The following is a 19,609-nucleotide window of genomic DNA, read 5'->3' on the forward strand; positions in this document are numbered from 1 at the left end:
TTCCATCACCGCCGGGGCCGTCTCCTCCACCGGGACCGTCGCCACCTTCGGTTCCATCTCCTCCGGGGCCGTCTCCTCCACCAGGACCATTCCCCTCGGGATCATTCCCTCCACCAGGAGCTTCTCCACCTCCTGGCAAGTCGCCTCCGTCTGAACCACTACCGTCTCCAGGAGCGGATCCCTCAGGAATATCACCAGGTGTAATTGGATTACCAGGTGCTATCGGTGTACCTGGAGTGATTGGGCTACCCGGTTCTATCGGATCTCCAGGATTCGGTTGATCACCAGGTTCTGGTGGGTCACCTGTATCAGGCGGATCCCCCGGTATAATTGGATCACCTGGCTCAATTGGGTCACCGGGAGTAATGGGATCTCCCGGAGTTATCGGATTTCCAGGATTAATAGGTGTAAACGCTAAACCAGTAATTGAAAACAAGGGTGAAAATGCTAGAAATAACGCTAATACACCAGCAAAGAGCCTGCGGAATGTTTTATTCATGAGATTTAACCTCCAAAACTGTTCTATTTGGCTCTATGTTTCATTCTTGATGTGTTAATCATTGACATATTCATCTTGTAATTCTTCTATGTCTTCGACTATTTCCTCATAATTTTCTTCATTAATGTCCTGCAGATCGTCTTGAATCTCATCGGCGATATCCCATTTCATGCTTTGCAGGTCACTAGATTCAGACTGAATGTACTGACTTGCCTCATTTGAAATGATCTCCTCATCTCTAAGAAAACGAGCAATATCAGAGCGAGCTGCATAATCCTGAGCACGCATTAAATCTGTCCAATCATTTCTATAACCTGCAATTGTTGAATGCTTCATACTATACCAGTCTCTGCTTGCATCAACCTCAGCCCCACTCAACCAGTCCTCCCAGCGCTCCGAAAGCTCTTCCGATTGCTCAAGTTGCTGGGTTAATTCGTCTTCATTTGCCGCATTCGTATACGTCCCTTCCGTCATTTCGGCCAATTCACGCAGCTCTTCTTGCCCTTCAGGATCGATATCAAAGCCGATGATATTGAGAAAAGGTTCCACCTCTGAAGAGCTCAGTTGTTCGGCTGCTTCAACCGGGTCGCCTTCGCACGTTTCAATGCCATCACTGACGAGATAGATGATATTTGTGTTTTCTTCTCCCGGATAGTCTTCGAAATCTTGTTCCGCTTCTTGCAAAGAATACGAGATAGGCGTCCAGCCGGTAGGTTCCACGTCGGCAAATTCGTCGGCAAATTCGTCTTCCTCATACTCCTGGATATCATAAACAAGCTCTGAACTATTACAAGACTCTTCTCTTCCTTCATTTGTGTTATCCCCTTCATGACCATACACACGTAAACCGATTTGGGCATCTTCAGGTAATGTTTCAACAAAGGATTCTATTGAATCTTTGGCGATGTCCATTTTCGATGTGCCATCTATCTCTTCGGCCATGCTGCCGCTGGCGTCGAGGATGATCTGAGCATTAAATTGATCTTCAAACGAAAACTGCCCTTCATCTTCAAAGTCGGGGTGGCCAATTTGTGTTTGACGGATTTGCTGTATAATATTGTCAGGATCAGGGAAATCCGTCGCGACCCAGGAATGAATGAGTGTCCACAGTTTCTCGTAAGTTTCTTCCGTTTCCTCCCATTCATCAGCTTCAAACTCCATTAACGGTTCCATGACCTCCAGAAACTCTTCTTCATAATCATCCATTCGTTGTCCTGCCAGAGGTCCAGGATCTTGTTCCAGTATTTCATCCAGGTTTTCAGGAGGAGAATTGACATCCGCTACAAGTTCATCCAATACTTCATTGGGGTCCTGGGGATCCTGCTGCTGTTCAGTTGCATCATTTTCTTCATCCTGTTCTTCTTCACTTGGTTCATCTTCTCCTTCGTTTTCCTCTTCCTGTTCAGTATCCTCCTCGCCTGAACAACCGGTAGCAGCAATAATTAAAGCGATAATAGGAATTATTACAAAGTGATTTACCCTATTCATAGCGGAAGCCTCCTTATAAGCTAATAATATGTATAAATAGTATTATCATAAGGTAGTATGTAATCGTCGGATCCTTTAGATTAAGAGGTGCAACTCAGTTACACCTCTATTAAATACATCAACTAACACTTTACTTTAGCCACCAACCATCTGTTGGATTTGTTCCAAGATATCATCCACGATTTCGCCAACCGTATCTCCGCTTTCAGACAATGCTGTAGATAGCAATCCTAGAAGAATGATGATAACGGCTGCTATACCTAACCATTCAAGTGATTGCGCACCTTTTTGGTTATTTAGGTGTGATGAGAGCTTTACATATGTTTGTTGGCACAATTTTTTCATGTCACTCACCTCCTTAATTTAGTAATATTTATAGCAACGCATCAAAGACGCCATGATCTCCGAATAGAAGATTTAGGACCATTAATCCGCCTATAAGGATCATTGCTGTTGGCAGGACGACAAAAGTTGTTATCAACGTCACTTTCGGAGATGCTTTTGAGGCCTGTTCTTTGATTTGTTCCTTCTTAATTTTGCGCATTTCCTCTGATTGAACTTTAAAGGTCTTTGACACGGGGACGCCTAATTGCGCACCCTGAATCAAACCTTTTATTAATTTCTGAAACTCATAACTATCATTTCGTTCCAGAAGTTCATTGTATGCTTGTTCACGCGGCACCCCTAAACTGATTTTCTGATTAAAACGGTTAAACTCTTCCTGAATCGGCCCTTTGAAATATGGACTGATTTGACGCAAGGCATTATCCAATCCTACACCCGCTTGTAGCGTTACACTCACGGTATCCATAAAGTCCGGCAAATTCCTGCTCAAATCTTCTTGCCTTTTTTTGACTTTCGAACGCAACCAATAAATGACTGAAAAATAACCAAGAATCGGTAAAATAAGCAATAATAGTGACCCGAATGGGAATCCTAATACGAATAGAAATATACCGACTACAGCTCCGAATAGGAGTGAGAAAATCTTTAGCCCCTGAAAACGGTCAACACTCAACCCTAACGGATAACCAGACAGCATTAACCACTTTTCTACATCGATCGTTTCACTGAAAAAATTAATTCTATGGCCTAATGCAGATAAATCATCGGAGAACTTGAATACTTTGGATAATACCTTCTCTTTACGCGTGGCTACATTCTTTAAACCAGTTTCTAATTCAGCAATTTCATGAACATGCTGTTTTAATTCTCTTCGTTGCTCGAGATATCGATAAAAAGAGATTAAACCCATAATCAAAAATAAATAAAAGAAAACGAGTGTTACAAAAATCAAACCATCCATAAAGCTACACCCTTATATCTGTTACTTTTCGTACGAGGAAAAAGGTTAGCACTGTTCCTGCGACGAATAAGGCAAGGAGTATTAAACCAACACCGGAAAACAAGGGATCAATAAATCCGTCCATAACGATGTTCATCATCAAAACGAGCGCAATCGGCATAGCAGGTAAGATATACGCGATATATTTTTGTTCAGCTGTCATAGACTTAATTTCCTGGGCCAACATTTTGCGCTCATCCAAAGTATTAGCCATCTCATCAAGTACAGCAAAAAGGTCACTACCCGCTTTCTTTTGGATGATCAATGTTGCAACGAAAATCTGAAAATCCCTACTGGGGACTCTAACTTGTAATTGTTCCATAACTTGATTAAAATCCACCCCGAGAGCCAACTCGTTATTCATACGCCGAAATTCACTTTTTGCAGGTTCAGGGAGCTCTCTGGCTGCCAGACTAATCGCTTGATTTAATGTCATACCGGAGCGTGTACCGTTGGCAAGAATCCTACAAATATCCGGGAGTTGAGCATTCAAACGTTCCTGGTACTTATGCCTTCGAAAATAGAATAATGATCGACGGCTGATTTCCATGACAACCGCACCGAGTAATACGCTGATGAATACCCCGATGTTAAAAAAATTCGAAGCCAGAAATGCGACGCCAAGTCCACCCACAATGAGGAATGCATAGAATTCCGATGCATTAAGAGGTACATTGGCTCTAATTAATTGGTCTTTAACCTTTTGCGCATGCACCGTACGGTCAAATTTTTCGCCTAGTACAACGATAAAGCTCTCTCTTTCCTGATTTTTATCAAACCAGCCTCCTATTTTCTTTTTCCATTCTTTCTTTGAAGCTCGATGGCCCAAAAAATTGTAGAGACCTAAAAGTACCAAAAGCACGGCAATACTAAATAATATAGCTGGCGTCACGGGTACCCACCACACTTTCCGGCTGAAATATTCGTTCATCTATTTCGACACCATGCACTTTCAAACGATCTAAACAATTCGGGATATTGCCCGTCGCTTCAAAGACGCCAAGAACCTCACCATTAGAATCCAGCCCTTCACGTCTAAAACGAAAGATATCACGGATTTCTACTTGCCCTGACTCTTGCACGTTTACCTCTGAAACAGAAACAATTCTTCTTCTGCCATCCGTAAGTCTTTCTCCCTGAATTATAATATCAACGGCACCAACGATATACTCTCGGATGACATGAGCTGGTAATTCCATACCTGCCATAATAATCATACCCTCGACACGCCTAAATGCATCAAAGGGTGAATTGGCGTGGACAGTCGTCAATGACCCTTCATGTCCTGTATTCATCGCCTGCAACATATCAAACGCTTCAGGACCACGAACTTCCCCTACAATAATGCGGTCAGGTCTCATTCGGAGCGAATTCTTCACCAGTTGTCGGATACTAATCTCACCTGTGCCCTCTACGTTAGGAGGGCGCGCCTCCATGCCTACGACATTACTTCGATTTAATTGTAATTCCGCAGAATCTTCGATCGTCACCACGCGTTCCTGTTCCGGAATTGATTTCGATAGTGAATTTAACAGTGTTGTTTTACCACTACCTGTCCCTCCGGAAATGAGGACGTTTAACTTCGCAGTGACTATCGCTGTTAAAAACTCATTGATTGGGTCATTTAAAGTCCCTAAGTCAATCAAGTCTTCCATTTCAAAAGGGTCTTTTCGAAATTTACGTATCGAAATTAAGGTTCCATCAAGACTCACCGGAGGAATGACTGCATTTACCCGGCTCCCATCTTGCAAGCGAGCATCTACCATCGGTGAACTTTCATCAATTCGCCTTCCAAGTGGTGCGACGACACGATCAATGATATGCCTCAAGTGGGCCTCATCACGAAATTTCAATTCGGTTAAAGTCAGCTGCCCCTTTTTTTCGACGTAGACTTCCTCATGACCATTGATGAGAATTTCAGTGATTTCACTGTCATTAAGTAAGGGTTCAAGCGGACCGAATCCCACAGAGTCGTTTACCAATTGATCGATAAGTGAATCCTTACCTCTTTTTGAAAGCACGACTTTCTCTTCACTCATGTATTGATTCACAAGGCGCTCTATGGTGACACGCATTTCAGACGCTTCCATACTTGTTAAGTGGTCTAAGTTCGTTTCATTTAATAAGCGATCCTTGTAATGCTCCAACAGCCGTTCAGTATAGGCTTCATCATACGAAGAATAGGACAGCTGGCGAGTCGAAGTAGATGTATTATTACCTTTATTTTTAAATAGCGACGACATCAGGTATCCTCCTCCTTCGACAAAATGTTAACTCTTATTTTGGGTATGTACCCATTTTCTAATATCCTTCGCAAGAGCAGATAGTTTCTTTTCTTCTGCTGATTTTCGCAGGGGTTCCCCTTGGTTGAGCAAGGGTTGTACTCCTTTCTCATCTCTTCTAAGTTGTACGGATGAGATGTTAGCTGCAATGAAGTTTTTCAAATCATCTAGTTTCAACTCATTCGTATTGTTCTTCATATTCACGATTAATTCCAGCCGATCGCTGGTATCCATACCCAATCTTGTGAACAATTGCTCTACCTGGCTGAAGATACGTAATGATATCGTATCAAGATTCATAACGTAGTAAATTTTTTCAGATTCTTCCAAAGCAGCATGTGTGTTGGCATTCATTTCAGCTGGAAGGTCGATAACAACAAAGTCATAACTTCTGCGACATGCCCGGATGATCCTTGCGATATCTGCATCGTTAATATTCTCCGCCTTTTCTGCATCCCTCGGACTTAACAACACCTCAATTTTTGAGTGTTCCTCGGCCTCTGTTACATTTCGAATATGATTCTCATTTAGCTCATTAATAACCGGCTGTAAATCAACAATCGAGCGATTACTGTCTATGTTCATGTAAGTTTCAACCCCGCCATATTGGAGATTTAAGTCTAGGAGAACCACCTCTGAATGAGATTCCAGCTGCAATGTCTGTGCGTAAGTTGAAGCTACTAATGTTTTTCCAGCACCACCCTTACCACTAAAAAATGAAACGACACTGCCTCTTCCTCGCCCAAGCGAAATATTGCTTGTTTTTTCATTGTCTTCGCTAAAGAGCTTAACGCTCTTTTGTAACCGATCCTTGAATTGAGCAATTTCATCAGGTATGACAAAAAAATCATGAACGCCGGCACGTACAGTTTCACGTAACGAGAAAAAGTCATGACTTTGGCTAATGAACAAAATAATAGAAGAGATTATCTCTCTCTGAATATACTGAAGTAAATCAATTTCATATTCACCATCAGTCTCAGTCATGATTATAATGTCGGGTGAAATGCGATCAATTTCCATTTTTACTTCTGAAAAAGTGATACTTTCCGTATTAGGATAATTTTCCAGGGTGTCCATTAATTGATCTCTTAGAGCTCCATCATCTGTGATTAATAAAATTTTAGCATCCATTGCATTCTACATCCTTCATTAATCATCTTCTTCGTCGTCGTCTTCGTCATCGTCTTCTTCATCTGGCTCGTCTTCTTCAATCGCTTCCTCATCCTCGGGCACTTCTAACTCATCATCTTCTATGATCTCTTGTAGATCCACATCACCTTCACCTAAATTTGCTTTCAGGACACGAATAGAGTCAGCATAGTTTTGCATATGAATAATTTCTGGTGCATCATCTGCGGGAATTTCAAGCGCGGCCCCTGTCATTGCATCATTTTCTTCTCCTCCTTGCATCACCATAGCGACAGGGACATCACTCATCAGAACTTCTGTCTCGTCATCATCCTCAAAAGAATGGGATACAACTAGATCTACTCTGTCAAGCGCTTCAAGTTCCTGGTCAAATTGGACACCGTCCCCTTGATGCAGGGCAACCAGACGGTGATTTTCATCTGTAACATCCGAATAAGGCCTCAGTATGTTTTCAACGAGTAGATCACCTTCGCTCAACGGTACGACTGATACCATCTCTTCCAACTCTGAGGGATCAGTGATATGCGAAGATGTAACAAAGCGATTCGGGATTTCCATTGTAGATATATTATCTTCAGAAATCATTTCTCGAGATGGAACGTTTGAATCAGCTACATAGACTTCCGTCGATCCTCCCAATTCCGTCTGTATGCTTTGGACTTGTTGAAAAAATAATAAACCTGCTATAAGTGCGACAATTAATGCTAGTCCCAGAAATATTATCGCTCTTCGTCTAGATTCCAACATCAGAACATTGACCTCTTTTCCATCTTTTTACTTTCTCAGTTCACAATTAAAATTAAATAGTTTCCTATTCAATCAATATCACTATCTAGCAGCCACTGTGTTATTTTACCAACAATATTTATAAGATAAAATATTCTGGTTAAATTTTTAAGCGTTAAGGTGGAAAACCATTCTTAAGAACCAGGCAAATGTTCTGAATAGGATAGAATTTTTAGGCTTATTTTTTTAAAATAATTTTACCGGCAGGAAACTTTTAGCAATGTTTATGTATCTGTTTCCTCGTCTAATCATGGATTAAACGTGAATTTTTAATCCTTTTCTAATCTCGTTACCCGCTGATTTTTGTATAATGGGGGTAAAGAAGTTTGAGAGCGGAGTTGATCGGTCGTGGCCAGAATATTAATTGTGGAAGACGAGAAGCGTTTGGGGCGGCTTTTAACGTTGGAGCTGGAGTATGAAGGTTACAGCGTGGAGGTGCAGCATGATGGCCAATCAGGGTTGGAGGCGGCCCTCGACGGTGGCTGGGACCTCGTGATTCTCGATGTGATGCTGCCGTCATTGAGTGGCATGGAGATCCTGAGGCGTTTTCGTCGGGAAGATGCGTTGACACCGGTGATGATGCTGACGGCGAAAAATGAAATTCCCGATAAAGTAAGCGGTCTTGACCTTGGCGCGAATGATTATGTATCCAAGCCTTTTGAAAATGAGGAACTGTTGGCGCGGATTCGCGTCCAGCTGCGCGAACATAAAAAAGTGGAACAACAAAAGGAAGTGGAAATCTTACAATTTGAAGATCTGAACGTGAATGTCAAGAGCCGGGAGGTCCAAAGAGGCGATGATCAGATCATTCTCACCCCGCGGGAGTTCGACCTGCTTCATCATCTGCTCGTCAATCAGGGGCACGTCCTAAACCGGGAACAGCTCATCCAGGCGGTATGGGGGTATGACTTTATCGGCGACACCAACATCGTGGACGTCTACATCCGCTATCTGCGCAAGAAAATAGATGCCGATGCCGAACCGTTGATCCATACAATGAGAGGCGTCGGCTACGTGTTGAAAAGGCGAAGCCGATGAAATTAAAAACAAAATTGCAAGTAGCAGCGGCACTGGCATTGATTTTATTCGTCGCCGCTACAAACGTGTTCGTCTATATCGTATATGAAAATGACAGTTGGTCCTCGGAAATTGCGAGAGTGACCAACCAGGCCGAAGCGATGACCGAACCTCTCAGCGAAGCCATTGAAGCCGGATCGGGATTGGATGGCATCATCCAGGCCAATCTTCCCGGAAACGGCATGGTGAGGATCATCGATCAACAGGAAGAAACGATTCATACCTCTACGAGAGAGCCGCGTTTCTCCGAGTTCCCCCCGCACTTCACGAATACACAGGATACCCGCACATGGGTTAGCGAAGAGGGCGAGCGGTTTGTTTTCATCTATAAACCGATCATTTGGGAAGATGGGAACATCGTCACACTGGAAGTTTCGGAACGTTTACAGGGCATGGAAGCAAATATGGAAGTGCTCCGCTATATACTCGTAGCGGCCTCGTTCATTGTCCTCATCCCGGCGGTCCTTGGAGGTTGGGTCTTGGGCGCCATCATTTTGCGTCCGATTAATCGTTTAATAGCGACGATGCAGAACATACAGGAAAAAGGCAATTTAAAACCGATTAAAAGCAAACGCCGCTCCCGGGACGAACTTCAGCAGCTGATCGAGGCGTTTAACGACATGGTGGAACGTCTGGAACGTGAATTTGAGAAACAAGATCAGTTTGTGTCCGACGCCTCCCATGAATTGCGTACACCGTTAACCGTAATCGACGGCTATGCCACCATGCTGAAACGCTGGGGGAAAACAAAGCCGGAAGTGTTGGATGAAGGGATTGATGCGATTACGGAAGAAGGGGCGCGGATGAAACATTTGGCCGAACAGTTGCTGCTGCTCGTCAGGGACGGGGAACATTTGCAACTGGAACCCGAACATTTTCAGCTCGATGACGTTGTGCGCAAAGCCGTTCGGGCCATGGAAACCACCTCGCAGCGCCCGTTTTATTTTTCATCCGAGACTGACACGCTTTTTGTCTATGCCGATCTGGAAAAAGTGAAGCAAGTACTCTATATTATTCTCGATAACGCCCTTAAGTACAGCGACAAGGAGATAAAGGTGTCCGTTTGGCAGGAACACCGCGCGGCCTATGTAGCAATCACCGATTACGGCGGCGGTATTTCGGAAGCGGAGCAGGCACGTATTTTTGATCGTTTTTACAGAATCAACAAGGCAAGATCGCGCGAAGACGGGGGCACCGGATTAGGATTATCCATTGCTGCCAAATTAATGGAAGCCCAGGGCGGACGAATCACCCTGGACAGCAAAGTCGGCGCGTATACGACATTTACCATCGAAATGCCGATGGGAGAATGAGGGGGTGTATGTATGAAAAAAATGCTTTTTATAGGTGTCGGCATTATTGTTGTTTTGCTGACCGTGGTTGGCGTGACGCAACTGAATGCCGGCACAGACCGCGTGCAACTATCGGAGGATGAGGTTCTGGAGAAAGTCGGGAACGAATACCCGGGAGTCGTGGAGACTGTGGAGCCAAGGCAGCATAACGGGCAACCTGCGTACGCCGTGGAACTTGCCAATGATCAAGGGATCTATAATCTTCTAGTGGACGCTGCCGAAGGAGAGATTATGAACCTGGAAACCATTGAAAGTCGAAATGAGACCGGCGGGGAAAGCGAGGACGAAACAACCGATGAGGAAGACACTGAATCGGGAGGCGACGAGCTTCCGGTCACGGCTGCCGAAGCCGTGCAAATCGCTGAAAATGAAGTAGAGGGGGCTGTTGAAGAGATGGAACTCGAAATGGATGATGGCGGTACGTATTATGAAATTGAAATTGAGTCAAGCAGCGGAGATATCGAGATGGACATTGATGCGTATACGGGAGAGATACTCGTTTTTTCGTATGATGATTAAGGTTGAAGACCTAACTCATTGCTAACACCTGCGTTAGGTCGTCATAATCGCCTTTTGGCGACCTAACTCATAGCTGCCATCCGCGTTAGGGCGTCATAACCCCCTTTTGACTACCTAACTCATAGCTGCCATCCGCGTTAGGGCGTCATAATCGCCTTTTGGCGACCTAACTCATAGCTGGCATCCGCATTAGGGCGTCATAACCGGCTTTTGACTACCTAACTCAAAACTGGCATCTGCGTTAGGGCGTCATAACCCCCTTTTGACTACCTAGCTCAAAGCTGGCATCCGCGTTAGGTCGTCATTCATTAAAAAAACCAAGCCCGCAGGCTTGGTTTTTCGTCGCTGTTACCCTTCTTCAATCTCCATTTCCTGTCCGTCCAAAAATTCAATGTCGATTTCCAGTTCCTTGTAATTCGAATCCAGTTCAAACGCATCCAAGGCGGCGTTGATGATTTCTTCACGATTGGTATTTTCGTCAATGTCCATGTTTGGCAGGATTCCGGAAAGTTCGTTAAGTGCTTCGTCACCGCTTATTTCAATTTCTTTACCATCGCGTTCTTCCTCAATTTCCGCTTCCGGAGCACCGCCTTCATGTTCGTAATCCGCATCATATTCTGCATCGTCATCATACTCAACGTCCAACTCAAATTCCTTAAATGGCAGAGATTCGAACCAATCGTCCCCTGCGTTCTCTGCCTGCACAGTTGGTTCTTCTGCCTGGGATGGAGCTTCACCAGCGTCATTTGGCGACTCATCTCCACCTGCACTTGCACTGAATTGGGAAAATCCGACGGCAGATAGCGAGATAGCGGCTACACAGCCCGTGGCAATCATAAATTTTTTCATGTCATGTTCCTCCTTTATTTGATCTACGTTCACTATACCTCCCTTGGATGAACCTTCTCTGAAATCAACATTAAAAATTGCTGAGAAAAAATAAAGCGGCGTATCACCTTATAGCGATACGCCGCTTTCAACGATTTTCAGTTTCTTCCATAAACATCCGACGCTAGTTGCATAATCGTCATGTCGTCCATCGGCGGGTTGTGCAGCCCGGCGCGTACGTCACGGTAATAACGGCCGAGGGGCGTGTCCGGTTGCAAACTTTTGGCGCCGGCGACGCGCATGGCGAGATCGACGATCTCAACGGCATCGTTGACGACGACGTGCTTGGCCGCACCCAGTTCCGTTTTCATTTGCTGGCGCGTTTCCCCATCGCTTCGATCCCATTTATGTGCGACCGAATAGAGAAAGTGGCGGCTTCGTTGCCGCATGAGTTCGGCTTCGCCGATTTTTTGCTTAATGTTCGGCAGATCGGCGATCGTGCCTTCTATGCTGTTCGGCGAGTAATTCTGGGCATAGTCGGCGCTGTAATCGAGGGCGGCTTCCGCGATCCCGAGATAACAGACGGGAATGTGCAAAAGCCAGCCGGCGGCATCTTTTTGCGGTGTCATCGTCTGGACGTAGTCTTCGTCCTTGAGTTGGACGTTCTCGAGCACGAGGTCGTCACTTCCGGTCGCGCGCATGCCGAGGGCGTCCCACGTGTGCGCCACCGATACGCCCGACAAACTGTGGTGCACAAGGAAGTTGCCGACTTGGTCACTGTCTGCGATCCCGGCACTGACGATAAAATAATCCAGCATAGGCGCAAGCGTCGTGAACGTTTTGCGGCCGCTGATCGTCCAGCCGCTGTCCGTTTTCGTCGCGGTCGTTTCCGGACGGCCGCCGCGAGTCGGGCTTCCCGTCGCCGGTTCACTGGCCGCGCCGTTGAGGAGGGCGCCGTTGTTGACAACATCCCGGGCAACGGCGGCATACTTGTCTTCCGGCCAGCTTCCGCTTTCGCCGAGCTGCTTGACGAGGCCCATATGCCAGCCGATGGACAGGGCGGTAGAACCGTCGGCGTGGGCGATCGTCTCTTGCAGCTCGAGCATATCCGCAAGGCCGAGGCCTTGGCCGCCGTATTTTTTCGGGACGGTCAGGGCGGGATATTTTGCCGCTTTGAGTTCTTTGAAATTTTCATATGGCAAAGATGCCTCCCGGTCGTGTTGGGCTGCCCTTGCCCTGAAGGCGGGCACGATGTCCGCCAATACTTGCAGGCGTTCTTGTTGGTTTTGGCATGCTGTTAAATCCATGGTTGGATCACCTCTTTGGCTGATATATCCGCGATTTCGGCTGATAAAACCAAAAAAAACCCCGGGTTCTTTTTTGAACCCGAAGCCATCTTAAGCGATTTAATCATGAAAGTCGAGTCCCGAGTGCACTTCTTTGACGTAATCGGCGCGGATGACGTAGTCTCCGAAGCGTTCGCCTTCTTCGCGCTCCTTCGCATAGGCAAAAATAATCGGGCGCAGGGCTTCCAATATTTTTTCTTCACCGATGTTTTCCATATACAGTTTATTCAGGCGGTCGCCGCTAAATCCGGCCCCTAAGTAGAGGTTGTATTTCCCGGGGGCTTTGCCGATAAAGCCGATTTCGCCTAATGCCGGGCGGGAGCAGCCATTCGGGCAGCCGGACATACGGATGATGATGTCCTCGTCACGCAATCCGGCCTCTTCGAGGATGTCCTCGAGTTTTTCCAGCAGGGATGGAAAATAACGCTCCGACTCCGCCATCGCCAGTTCACACGTCGGGAAGGCGACACAAGCCATGGAATTCCGACGTAACGCGGATTGTTGCGCGCCGTCCTCGAGCCCATATTTGTCCACGAGCTCGACGATTTGCTTTTTCTTCTGCCCGGTGACATTGCTGATGACGAGGTTCTGATTGGGCGTCAACCGAAAGTCGCCGGTATGGATTTTCGCGATTTCGCGGAGTCCGGTCATGAGCGGATAGTCTTCGTAATCCTTGATGCGGCCGTTCTGAATGAACAATGTCAGATTCCAGCGGCCTTTTATACCTTTTTCCCAGCCGTAACGATCGCCGTTATGGTCAAAATGATAGGGTCGTTCCGCTTCCAGCGCCCAGCCCAGGCGCTCATGCAATTCACCCTTAACCCAGCCGAGCCCACGGGCATCGATCGTATACTTGAAACGGGCATTGGTTCTTTCCGAACGGTTGCCGTAGTCCCGCTGAATGGCGATAATCGTTTCCGCCACTTTGAAAATATCATCCGGCGCGCAAAATCCGATAACGCTCGCGAGTTGCGGATACGTTGCCGTATCACCATGGGTCATGCCCATGCCGCCGCCGACCGCGACATTAAATCCTTGTAGCTCGCCGTCGTCCACAATCGCGATAAAGCCGAGATCCTGGGAAAAAATATCGACGTCGTTGGAAGGGGGAACGGCGATGCCGATTTTGAATTTTCGCGGTAAGTAGGTTTCCCCGTACAGAGGCTCTTCGCCTTCTTCCTTGCTGTCGATGACTTTTTCCTTGTCGAGCCAGATCTCGTGATAAGCGTTCGTTTGCGGCGAAAGGCCGTCGCTCAGCCGTTTCGCCCACTCGTAGACGTCGGCATGGACTTCCGACTGATAAGGGTTGGGGTTGCACATGACATTTCGGTTGACGTCTCCGCAGGCCGCCAACGTGTCGAGCAGGGAATCGTTGATTTCCTTGATATTCTTTTTCATGTTCCACTTCATAATGCCATGCATCTGAAACGCTTGCCGTGTCGTTAATCGTAGGGAATCATTTCCGTATTTTTGCGCCACGTCGTCCATGACGAGCCACTGTTCAGGGGTTGCGACGCCGCCGGGAGCCCGAACCCGCGCCATGAACTGATGGGCGGGTTCCAGTTTTTGGCGGCGGCGCTCATTCCGTAAATCCCGGTCATCCTGAAGGTAGCTGCCGTGGAATTTCAATAAGCGTTTGTCATCATCGTTTATACCCGCGCTAATCGGCTCCTCGAGGCTTTCGGCGAGTGTTCCCCGCAAATATTGGCTCTCTCTTTTTATCCGTTCAACATCACTGGGGGGATCGTGAATTGGATCCACGTTTTCCTTCGCCATACACTCATCTTCCCTTTCCCTTCCTTATTAATAGACGTCACGTTGATAACGTTTTTGCAGCTTCATTTCTTCGATGTACGCATCGGCTTCTTCTGCGCTCATGCCTCCTTCCTGCTGGATGATGGAGAGTAGCGCGTCATGAACGTCACTGGCCATATGCTTCTCGTCGCCGCACACGTAGAGGACCGCCCCTTCCCGGAGCCATTGATAAAAATCCCGGCTCTTCTCAAGCATACGGTGTTGCACATACACTTTTTCTTCCGTATCCCGGGAGAAGGCCACATCCATTTGCGTCAGCACGCCTTCCTTGAGCCATTGCTGCCATTCCACCTGATAGAGAAAATCAGAAACAAAATGCTGCTCTCCGAAAAATAACCACGATTTGCCTGCTGCTTCGATCTCCTCCCGCTCTTCCAGAAAAGCCCTAAAAGGCGCGGCACCCGTGCCCGGCCCAATCATGATGATCGGGGTGTCAGGGTCTTCGGGAAGTTTAAAATTCGGGTTGCGATGCACATAAACCGGCAACTGTTCGCCCGGCTCGGCCCGTTCCGCGCACTGACCGGAGCAAACGCCGGTACGGTCCCTTCCGTGTGTCTCATACCGAACAGTGCCAACGGTAAGATGCACTTCATCCGGGTTCGCCCGATAACTGTTCGCGATGGAGTAAAGGCGAGCCGGAATCTTGCGGAGAATGGTGATAAATGTAGTGGCCGGCACTTCCCACGGAGCGAAATCCCGCGCTAAATCGAGCAAGTCGCGTCCGTGCATGTAATCTCGCAGTTCTTGTTCGTTTTGCAGAAGTTCACGTAAGCCATCGTTAGCGGAAAACGCTGCCGCTTGTTCCATTAATGGCTTCGTCAACACCGTGATCTCAAAGGTGGACATGAGTGCCTCCCGCAGGGAACGCACTTCTCCCTGTTTGTTGACCGAAACGAGCTCCTCGGAATCCCAGTGCATCTCCTCGATCAACTGATCGACAAGGACAGGATCATTTTCCGGAAAAATACCGAGGCTGTCACCCGGCTCAAATTCAAGATTCGAGTCTTCGAGGGATAACTCCAGATGGCGGTTTTCTTTATTCGATCCCCGCCCGCTTATATTGATATTTTCCAACAGTTCAGCCTTAAACGGGTTTTTCCGTGAATACACCGCCGACTGTTCGCTCTGTGTAGATTGCGGGGCCGGCGCTTCCGCGGAGTTATTTTCCGAGCGCTCGTTCAAGGTTCCCAGGACACCGTCCATCCATTCTTCGGCCGCTTCATCAAAATCGACGTCACAATCAACGCGCGGATGGAGTCGTTCGCCCCCCAGTTCTTCCAGACGTTTATCGATATCCTTGCCGGCCTGACAGAAATACTCGTAGGAAAGGTCGCCCAACGAAAGCACGGAAAATTGCGTGCCCTCCAGCTTCGGTGCTTTGCGGCTATTCATCGTTTCATAGAATGATAATCCCGGTTCCGGCGGATCACCTTCGCCGTGGGTCGCTACAATCACGAGCAGATGATCGACATTTTTTAATGATTTTGGCTTATAGTCAAGCAGGGAAGACACGGTCACCTGGAAGTTGCCGTTTTCCATTTTCCCCGATAAAGTTTCCGCGACCTCCTGGCAATTCCCGGTCTCGGAGCCGTACAGAATCGTGACTTCCCGGGTCTTGGGCTGGCTTTCCACTTGCGAAAGTGTCGCCGTTTGCGCCGGTGGGTCGGCTACAGCTGCCGTTTCCGCGTATGCCATTGACGATGGCATGGTGCCCGGAGAAGCAAGGTAGCCACTCAACCATATCTTCTGCGCTTCGGTGAGCGTTGGTATTAAACGATTAAGGAGGTCTGCCTGCTCCTCGTTAAAAGGACTGTCCGTCACTTGCAATGGCAATGGCAAGGACATCACCCCCGTGAAAAAATATAAGTATGCATGACCTTCATGTGTTAGTATATTTTATATTACTTCCATTATTCTTATGTGTCAAGTCGGGAATATGTTCGTTTGGTAACAGTGTGACCCTAAATGATGTAGAAACACGTTATTTCGTTTATAATAGAAAGAACACAAGGAGGGAAAAAGCTATGGGAATTGGTACGGCGATTTTAATCTTGCTCATCGTGATCGTTGTCGGGGTTGGGATTCTCATTATCGGCTGGGTTAGTTCGTACAACCGGCTTGTCAAATACCGCAACTGGGTCGAGGAAGCCTGGGGACAGATTGATGTACAATTGAAGCGGCGTTACGACCTGATTCCGAACCTCGTGGAAACGGTAAAGGGCTATGCCCAGCACGAGCAGGAAACGCTCACGGGGGTCATCGAAGCACGACAACAGATGAATAATCCGGACAATAGCCGCAATGAACAGATGGCGGCCAACAATCAGCTCGAAGGCATGATGGGACGCCTTTTCGCTTTACGGGAAGATTACCCGGACCTGAAGGCGAACCAAAATTTTCAACAGCTCCAGGAAGAACTGACTTCAACGGAAAATAAAATCGCGTATTCCCGACAGCTCTATAACAACACGGTCATGGAGTACAACACGAAAATTCAATCGGTTCCGACGAACTTTATTGCCAGCGCTCACAATTTTATTCAGCAGGAGATGCTGGAAACACCTGAAGAACAGCGGGAAAACGTAAAAGTTGATTTTAACACGGGCGATCGCTCATGATAATGTATAAGCAAATCGAGCGCAATAAGCGTCATACCGTTTTTATCGTCATCGGTTTTATTCTTTTCGTACTCGCCGTCGGTGCGGCGATCACGTACCTCATGGCCGGTGAAATCTTTACGGGGATGATCCTGGCGCTCGTGCTCGGCGGCGCGTACACAACGATGATGCTCATGTCCAGCACCAACGTCGTCATGCGCATGAATCACGCGAAGGAAGTCAAAGATGGCAGCGAATATCGGAGGCTTTGGGACGCCGTAGACAATATGGCGATGGTGGCACGAATTCCCCGCCCCCGGCTTTTTATCATTAACGATGCCAGCCCGAACGCGTTCGCGACCGGCACTTCTCCGGAAAAAGGAGCGGTGGCCGTTACGAGCGGGTTACTGGAGCGCCTCAATCACGAGGAAGTCGAAGGCGTAATCGCCCACGAGGTGGCGCACATTCGCAATTATGATATCCGTTTGGCAACTATCGCCGTCGCTCTCGTCTCCGTCATAGCCATCATCAGCGACCTCGGCATCCGTATGATGTTTTTCTCTCGCGGAGGAGGCAATAACAATAAGCATCCGATTTTACTTATTTTAGCTCTCGTCCTTATCATTATCGCCCCGATCGTCGCGATGATGATTCGCATGGCGATCTCGCGGAAACGGGAATATCTTGCGGACGCCAGCGCGGTGGAACTAACGAGAAATCCGGGAGCATTAGCCAAGGCTTTGGAAAAAATATCAGGGGTTTCCCAGCCCGTAAGTGAAGCTTCCGGCGCCTCGGCATCGATCTATTTTTCCGATCCGCTCAAACGCAAAACGGCGCAATTATTCTCATCCCACCCGCCACCCCAGGAACGAATCAAACGTTTATATAACATGTAAAAGGAGCATCTTATTATGGTTCAGCAGACATTAGAGGTTGTAAAAGCAACGGAGTTAAAAGAAAAACCGGATCCGGCAACGCTCAAATTCGGCAGACAGTTTAGCGATCATATGTTTATGATGGATTATTCCGCTGTAGACGGCTGGCACCAACCCCGCGTCGTGCCTTATCAGCCATTGGAGCTGGATCCATCGGCAATGGTTTTCCATTACGGGCAATCGGTGTTTGAAGGATTGAAAGCGTATCGGTCCGCAGACGGCAACATCCTTCTTTTTCGCCCTGAAGAGAATTTCAGGCGCCTGAATGAGTCGTGTGACCGACTTTGTATTCCCCAGGTCAATGAGGAGGCAATGCTTGAGTATTTAAAAGAATTGGTTAAACTCGATAAAGACTGGGTGCCGAGCGAGGTCGGAACGTCTCTGTATATCCGCCCCTTCATCATATCGACCGAACCAACGCTGGACGTCAGCCCTGCGCGCGCGTATACGTTGATGATCATTCTTTCACCGGTGGGTTCTTTTTATAAAGGCGGCATTGATCCGGTGGGCATTTTCGTTGAAGACGAATATACACGCTCGGCCCCCGGCGGTACGGGATACGCCAAAACGGCCGGTAATTACAGCGGCGCGTATAAAGCCCAGGAGCGCGCTTCCACGCACGGGAAAGCCCAGGTGCTCTGGCTCGATGGCGTGGAAAAGAAATATATCGAAGAAGTCGGCAGCATGAACGTGTTTTTCAAAATCAACGGCGAAATCCACACCCCTGCGCTAAGCGGCAGCATCCTGGATGGCATTACCCGCAAAAGTGTTATCGAGCTGCTGGAAAGCAACGGAATGAATGTGCGCCAACGGCAAATTTCTATGGACGAGCTGATCGCGGCCAACGAAGCCGGCAGTTTGCAGGAAGTGTTCGGCACCGGCACGGCCGCAGTGATTTCACCCGTCGGACGCCTGGAATATAAAGGGCAGGATTACGTGATTAACGGCAGCGAAATGGGCGAGACCGCGCGCTGGCTTCACGAAACACTCGTCGGCATTCAAACCGGCGAGCAGGAGGATCCATTTGGCTGGACGATTGTGTTGGAGACGTGAAAAAGTGCACCTCCGCGGGGGTGCACTTTTTTATGGAGTGCGATATGAAGCTGATGAAACTTAAATACCCTGTGCCTGTTTTAAACGGTGGATGTCCTTGTCGTGTTCAGCCACTTTCTTGTTGAGCATATCCGTATCCGAGTCGAATAATCTGAACTGGCGGTCAATATGGTTAAAGCGCTCGTTGGTTTCTGATCTGAATTGGGTGAGTTCGGTTTTTATGCTTATAACTTCATTTTGTACACCCTCAACCTTAGCATCCAATGAATCCAGACGATGTAAAATAGCATTTAAAATTTCTTTTGTTTCATCAGACATCATTCACACCTCCTCGCGCTGCTAAATGTATTACATTTATTATATATAACCGGTAGCGAGTAGACAAAGGATAAATTTTCCATTATAGAAAAGTGACAGATTATTGCTGAAAACCGCCAGATTCAGGAGTAAATCCGCCAGATTATCGCACAAATGCGCCAGATTCCAGCGCACAAGCGCCAGATTATTGCCGAAAACCGCCAGATCCACCCCGCGC

At 47.4% G+C, this 19,609-nt stretch carries 18 protein-coding genes and 1 pseudogene; 6 read left to right on the top strand and 13 right to left on the bottom strand.

Translation table 11 applies throughout. From position 1 onward, the window contains the following. The 8 genes and pseudogenes from BLS58_RS17595 to BLS58_RS12315 form a co-directional block, all read right to left on the bottom strand. Positions 1-499 (bottom strand): annotated as a pseudogene (locus BLS58_RS17595) (hypothetical protein); the annotation flags it as partial. Positions 500-553: 54 nt separating this feature from the next. Beyond that, positions 554-1,987, bottom strand: coding sequence for a VWA domain-containing protein (locus BLS58_RS12285; protein WP_090399095.1), 1,434 nt, complete (start codon positions 1,985-1,987; stop codon positions 554-556). Between the two features lie 135 nt (positions 1,988-2,122). Beyond that, positions 2,123-2,332, bottom strand: coding sequence for a hypothetical protein (locus tag BLS58_RS12290; RefSeq protein WP_090399096.1), 210 nt, complete (start codon positions 2,330-2,332; stop codon positions 2,123-2,125). A gap of 28 nt (positions 2,333-2,360) precedes the next feature. Then, a complete protein-coding gene (locus BLS58_RS12295) occupies positions 2,361-3,293 on the bottom strand; it encodes a type II secretion system F family protein (protein WP_090399097.1) in 933 nt (310 codons plus the stop codon). A gap of 4 nt (positions 3,294-3,297) precedes the next feature. After that, positions 3,298-4,224 (bottom strand): type II secretion system F family protein, encoded by a 927-nt coding sequence (locus tag BLS58_RS12300; RefSeq protein ID WP_090399098.1) that lies wholly within the window; start codon positions 4,222-4,224, stop codon positions 3,298-3,300. Beyond that, entirely contained in the window at positions 4,202-5,575 is a 1,374-nt protein-coding gene (locus BLS58_RS12305) for a TadA family conjugal transfer-associated ATPase (protein WP_090399099.1), read from the bottom strand. Before BLS58_RS12305 ends, BLS58_RS12300 begins: the two co-directional genes overlap by 23 nt. Before the next feature lie 27 nt (positions 5,576-5,602). Next, a complete protein-coding gene (locus tag BLS58_RS12310; protein ID WP_090399100.1) occupies positions 5,603-6,748 on the bottom strand; it encodes a CpaE/TadZ family protein in 1,146 nt (381 codons plus the stop codon). 18 nt (positions 6,749-6,766) lie between these two features. Then, positions 6,767-7,513, bottom strand: coding sequence for a CpaB family protein (locus tag BLS58_RS12315; protein ID WP_090399101.1), 747 nt, complete (start codon positions 7,511-7,513; stop codon positions 6,767-6,769). 387 nt (positions 7,514-7,900) lie between these two features. Between BLS58_RS12315 and BLS58_RS12320 the strand changes: the two genes are divergently transcribed. From BLS58_RS12320 to BLS58_RS12330, 3 genes are read left to right on the top strand one after another with little or no spacing between them, the layout of a single operon-like run. Further along, on the top strand, positions 7,901-8,590 hold the full coding sequence (locus tag BLS58_RS12320) for a response regulator transcription factor (protein WP_245723164.1): 690 nt from the start codon (positions 7,901-7,903) through the stop codon (positions 8,588-8,590). After that, positions 8,587-9,942, top strand: a complete 1,356-nt coding sequence (locus tag BLS58_RS12325) for a HAMP domain-containing sensor histidine kinase (protein ID WP_090399102.1) — start codon at positions 8,587-8,589, stop codon at positions 9,940-9,942. The genes BLS58_RS12320 and BLS58_RS12325 overlap by 4 nt, the downstream gene beginning before the upstream one ends. A gap of 12 nt (positions 9,943-9,954) precedes the next feature. Next, entirely contained in the window at positions 9,955-10,500 is a 546-nt protein-coding gene (locus BLS58_RS12330) for a PepSY domain-containing protein (protein WP_090399103.1), read from the top strand. A gap of 348 nt (positions 10,501-10,848) precedes the next feature. Here BLS58_RS12330 and BLS58_RS12335 read toward each other — a convergent pair whose 3' ends face one another. The 4 genes from BLS58_RS12335 to BLS58_RS12350 all read right to left on the bottom strand — a co-directional run bounded on the left by BLS58_RS12335 (position 10,849) and on the right by BLS58_RS12350 (position 16,322). Next, positions 10,849-11,349, bottom strand: a complete 501-nt coding sequence (locus tag BLS58_RS12335; RefSeq protein WP_090399104.1) for a YusW family protein — start codon at positions 11,347-11,349, stop codon at positions 10,849-10,851. A 137-nt stretch (positions 11,350-11,486) separates the two neighbouring features. Then, the gene (locus BLS58_RS12340; protein ID WP_090399105.1) at positions 11,487-12,635 is read right to left on the bottom strand and encodes an acyl-CoA dehydrogenase family protein; all 1,149 of its coding nucleotides are present in this window, start codon (positions 12,633-12,635) and stop codon (positions 11,487-11,489) included. Positions 12,636-12,734: 99 nt separating this feature from the next. Continuing rightward, positions 12,735-14,450 carry an assimilatory sulfite reductase (NADPH) hemoprotein subunit gene (cysI, locus tag BLS58_RS12345; RefSeq protein ID WP_090399106.1) on the bottom strand — a complete coding sequence of 572 codons (1,716 nt, stop codon included), beginning with the start codon at positions 14,448-14,450 and terminating at the stop codon, positions 12,735-12,737. Between the two features lie 27 nt (positions 14,451-14,477). Further along, the gene (locus BLS58_RS12350) at positions 14,478-16,322 is read right to left on the bottom strand and encodes an assimilatory sulfite reductase (NADPH) flavoprotein subunit (protein WP_090399126.1); all 1,845 of its coding nucleotides are present in this window, start codon (positions 16,320-16,322) and stop codon (positions 14,478-14,480) included. Between the two features lie 191 nt (positions 16,323-16,513). On the opposite strand from BLS58_RS12350, the gene BLS58_RS12355 reads away from it, so the two are divergent. Genes BLS58_RS12355 through BLS58_RS12365 form a run of 3 tightly spaced genes read left to right on the top strand, consistent with a single transcriptional unit; the run spans position 16,514 to position 19,074 of the window. Next, positions 16,514-17,107, top strand: a complete 594-nt coding sequence (locus tag BLS58_RS12355; protein ID WP_090399107.1) for a LemA family protein — start codon at positions 16,514-16,516, stop codon at positions 17,105-17,107. Further along, positions 17,107-17,982, top strand: coding sequence for a zinc metalloprotease HtpX (gene htpX / locus BLS58_RS12360; RefSeq protein WP_245723165.1), 876 nt, complete (start codon positions 17,107-17,109; stop codon positions 17,980-17,982). Before BLS58_RS12355 ends, htpX begins: the two co-directional genes overlap by 1 nt. A gap of 15 nt (positions 17,983-17,997) precedes the next feature. Next, the gene (locus BLS58_RS12365; protein ID WP_090399109.1) at positions 17,998-19,074 is read left to right on the top strand and encodes a branched-chain amino acid aminotransferase; all 1,077 of its coding nucleotides are present in this window, start codon (positions 17,998-18,000) and stop codon (positions 19,072-19,074) included. A 60-nt stretch (positions 19,075-19,134) separates the two neighbouring features. Here BLS58_RS12365 and BLS58_RS12370 read toward each other — a convergent pair whose 3' ends face one another. Further along, a complete protein-coding gene (locus BLS58_RS12370) occupies positions 19,135-19,392 on the bottom strand; it encodes a hypothetical protein (protein WP_090399110.1) in 258 nt (85 codons plus the stop codon). Between the last annotated feature and the right edge of the window lie 217 nt (positions 19,393-19,609).

The sequence above is a fragment of the Natribacillus halophilus genome (assembly GCF_900100185.1).
Taxonomy (GTDB): domain Bacteria; phylum Bacillota; class Bacilli; order Bacillales; family Marinococcaceae; genus Natribacillus; species Natribacillus halophilus.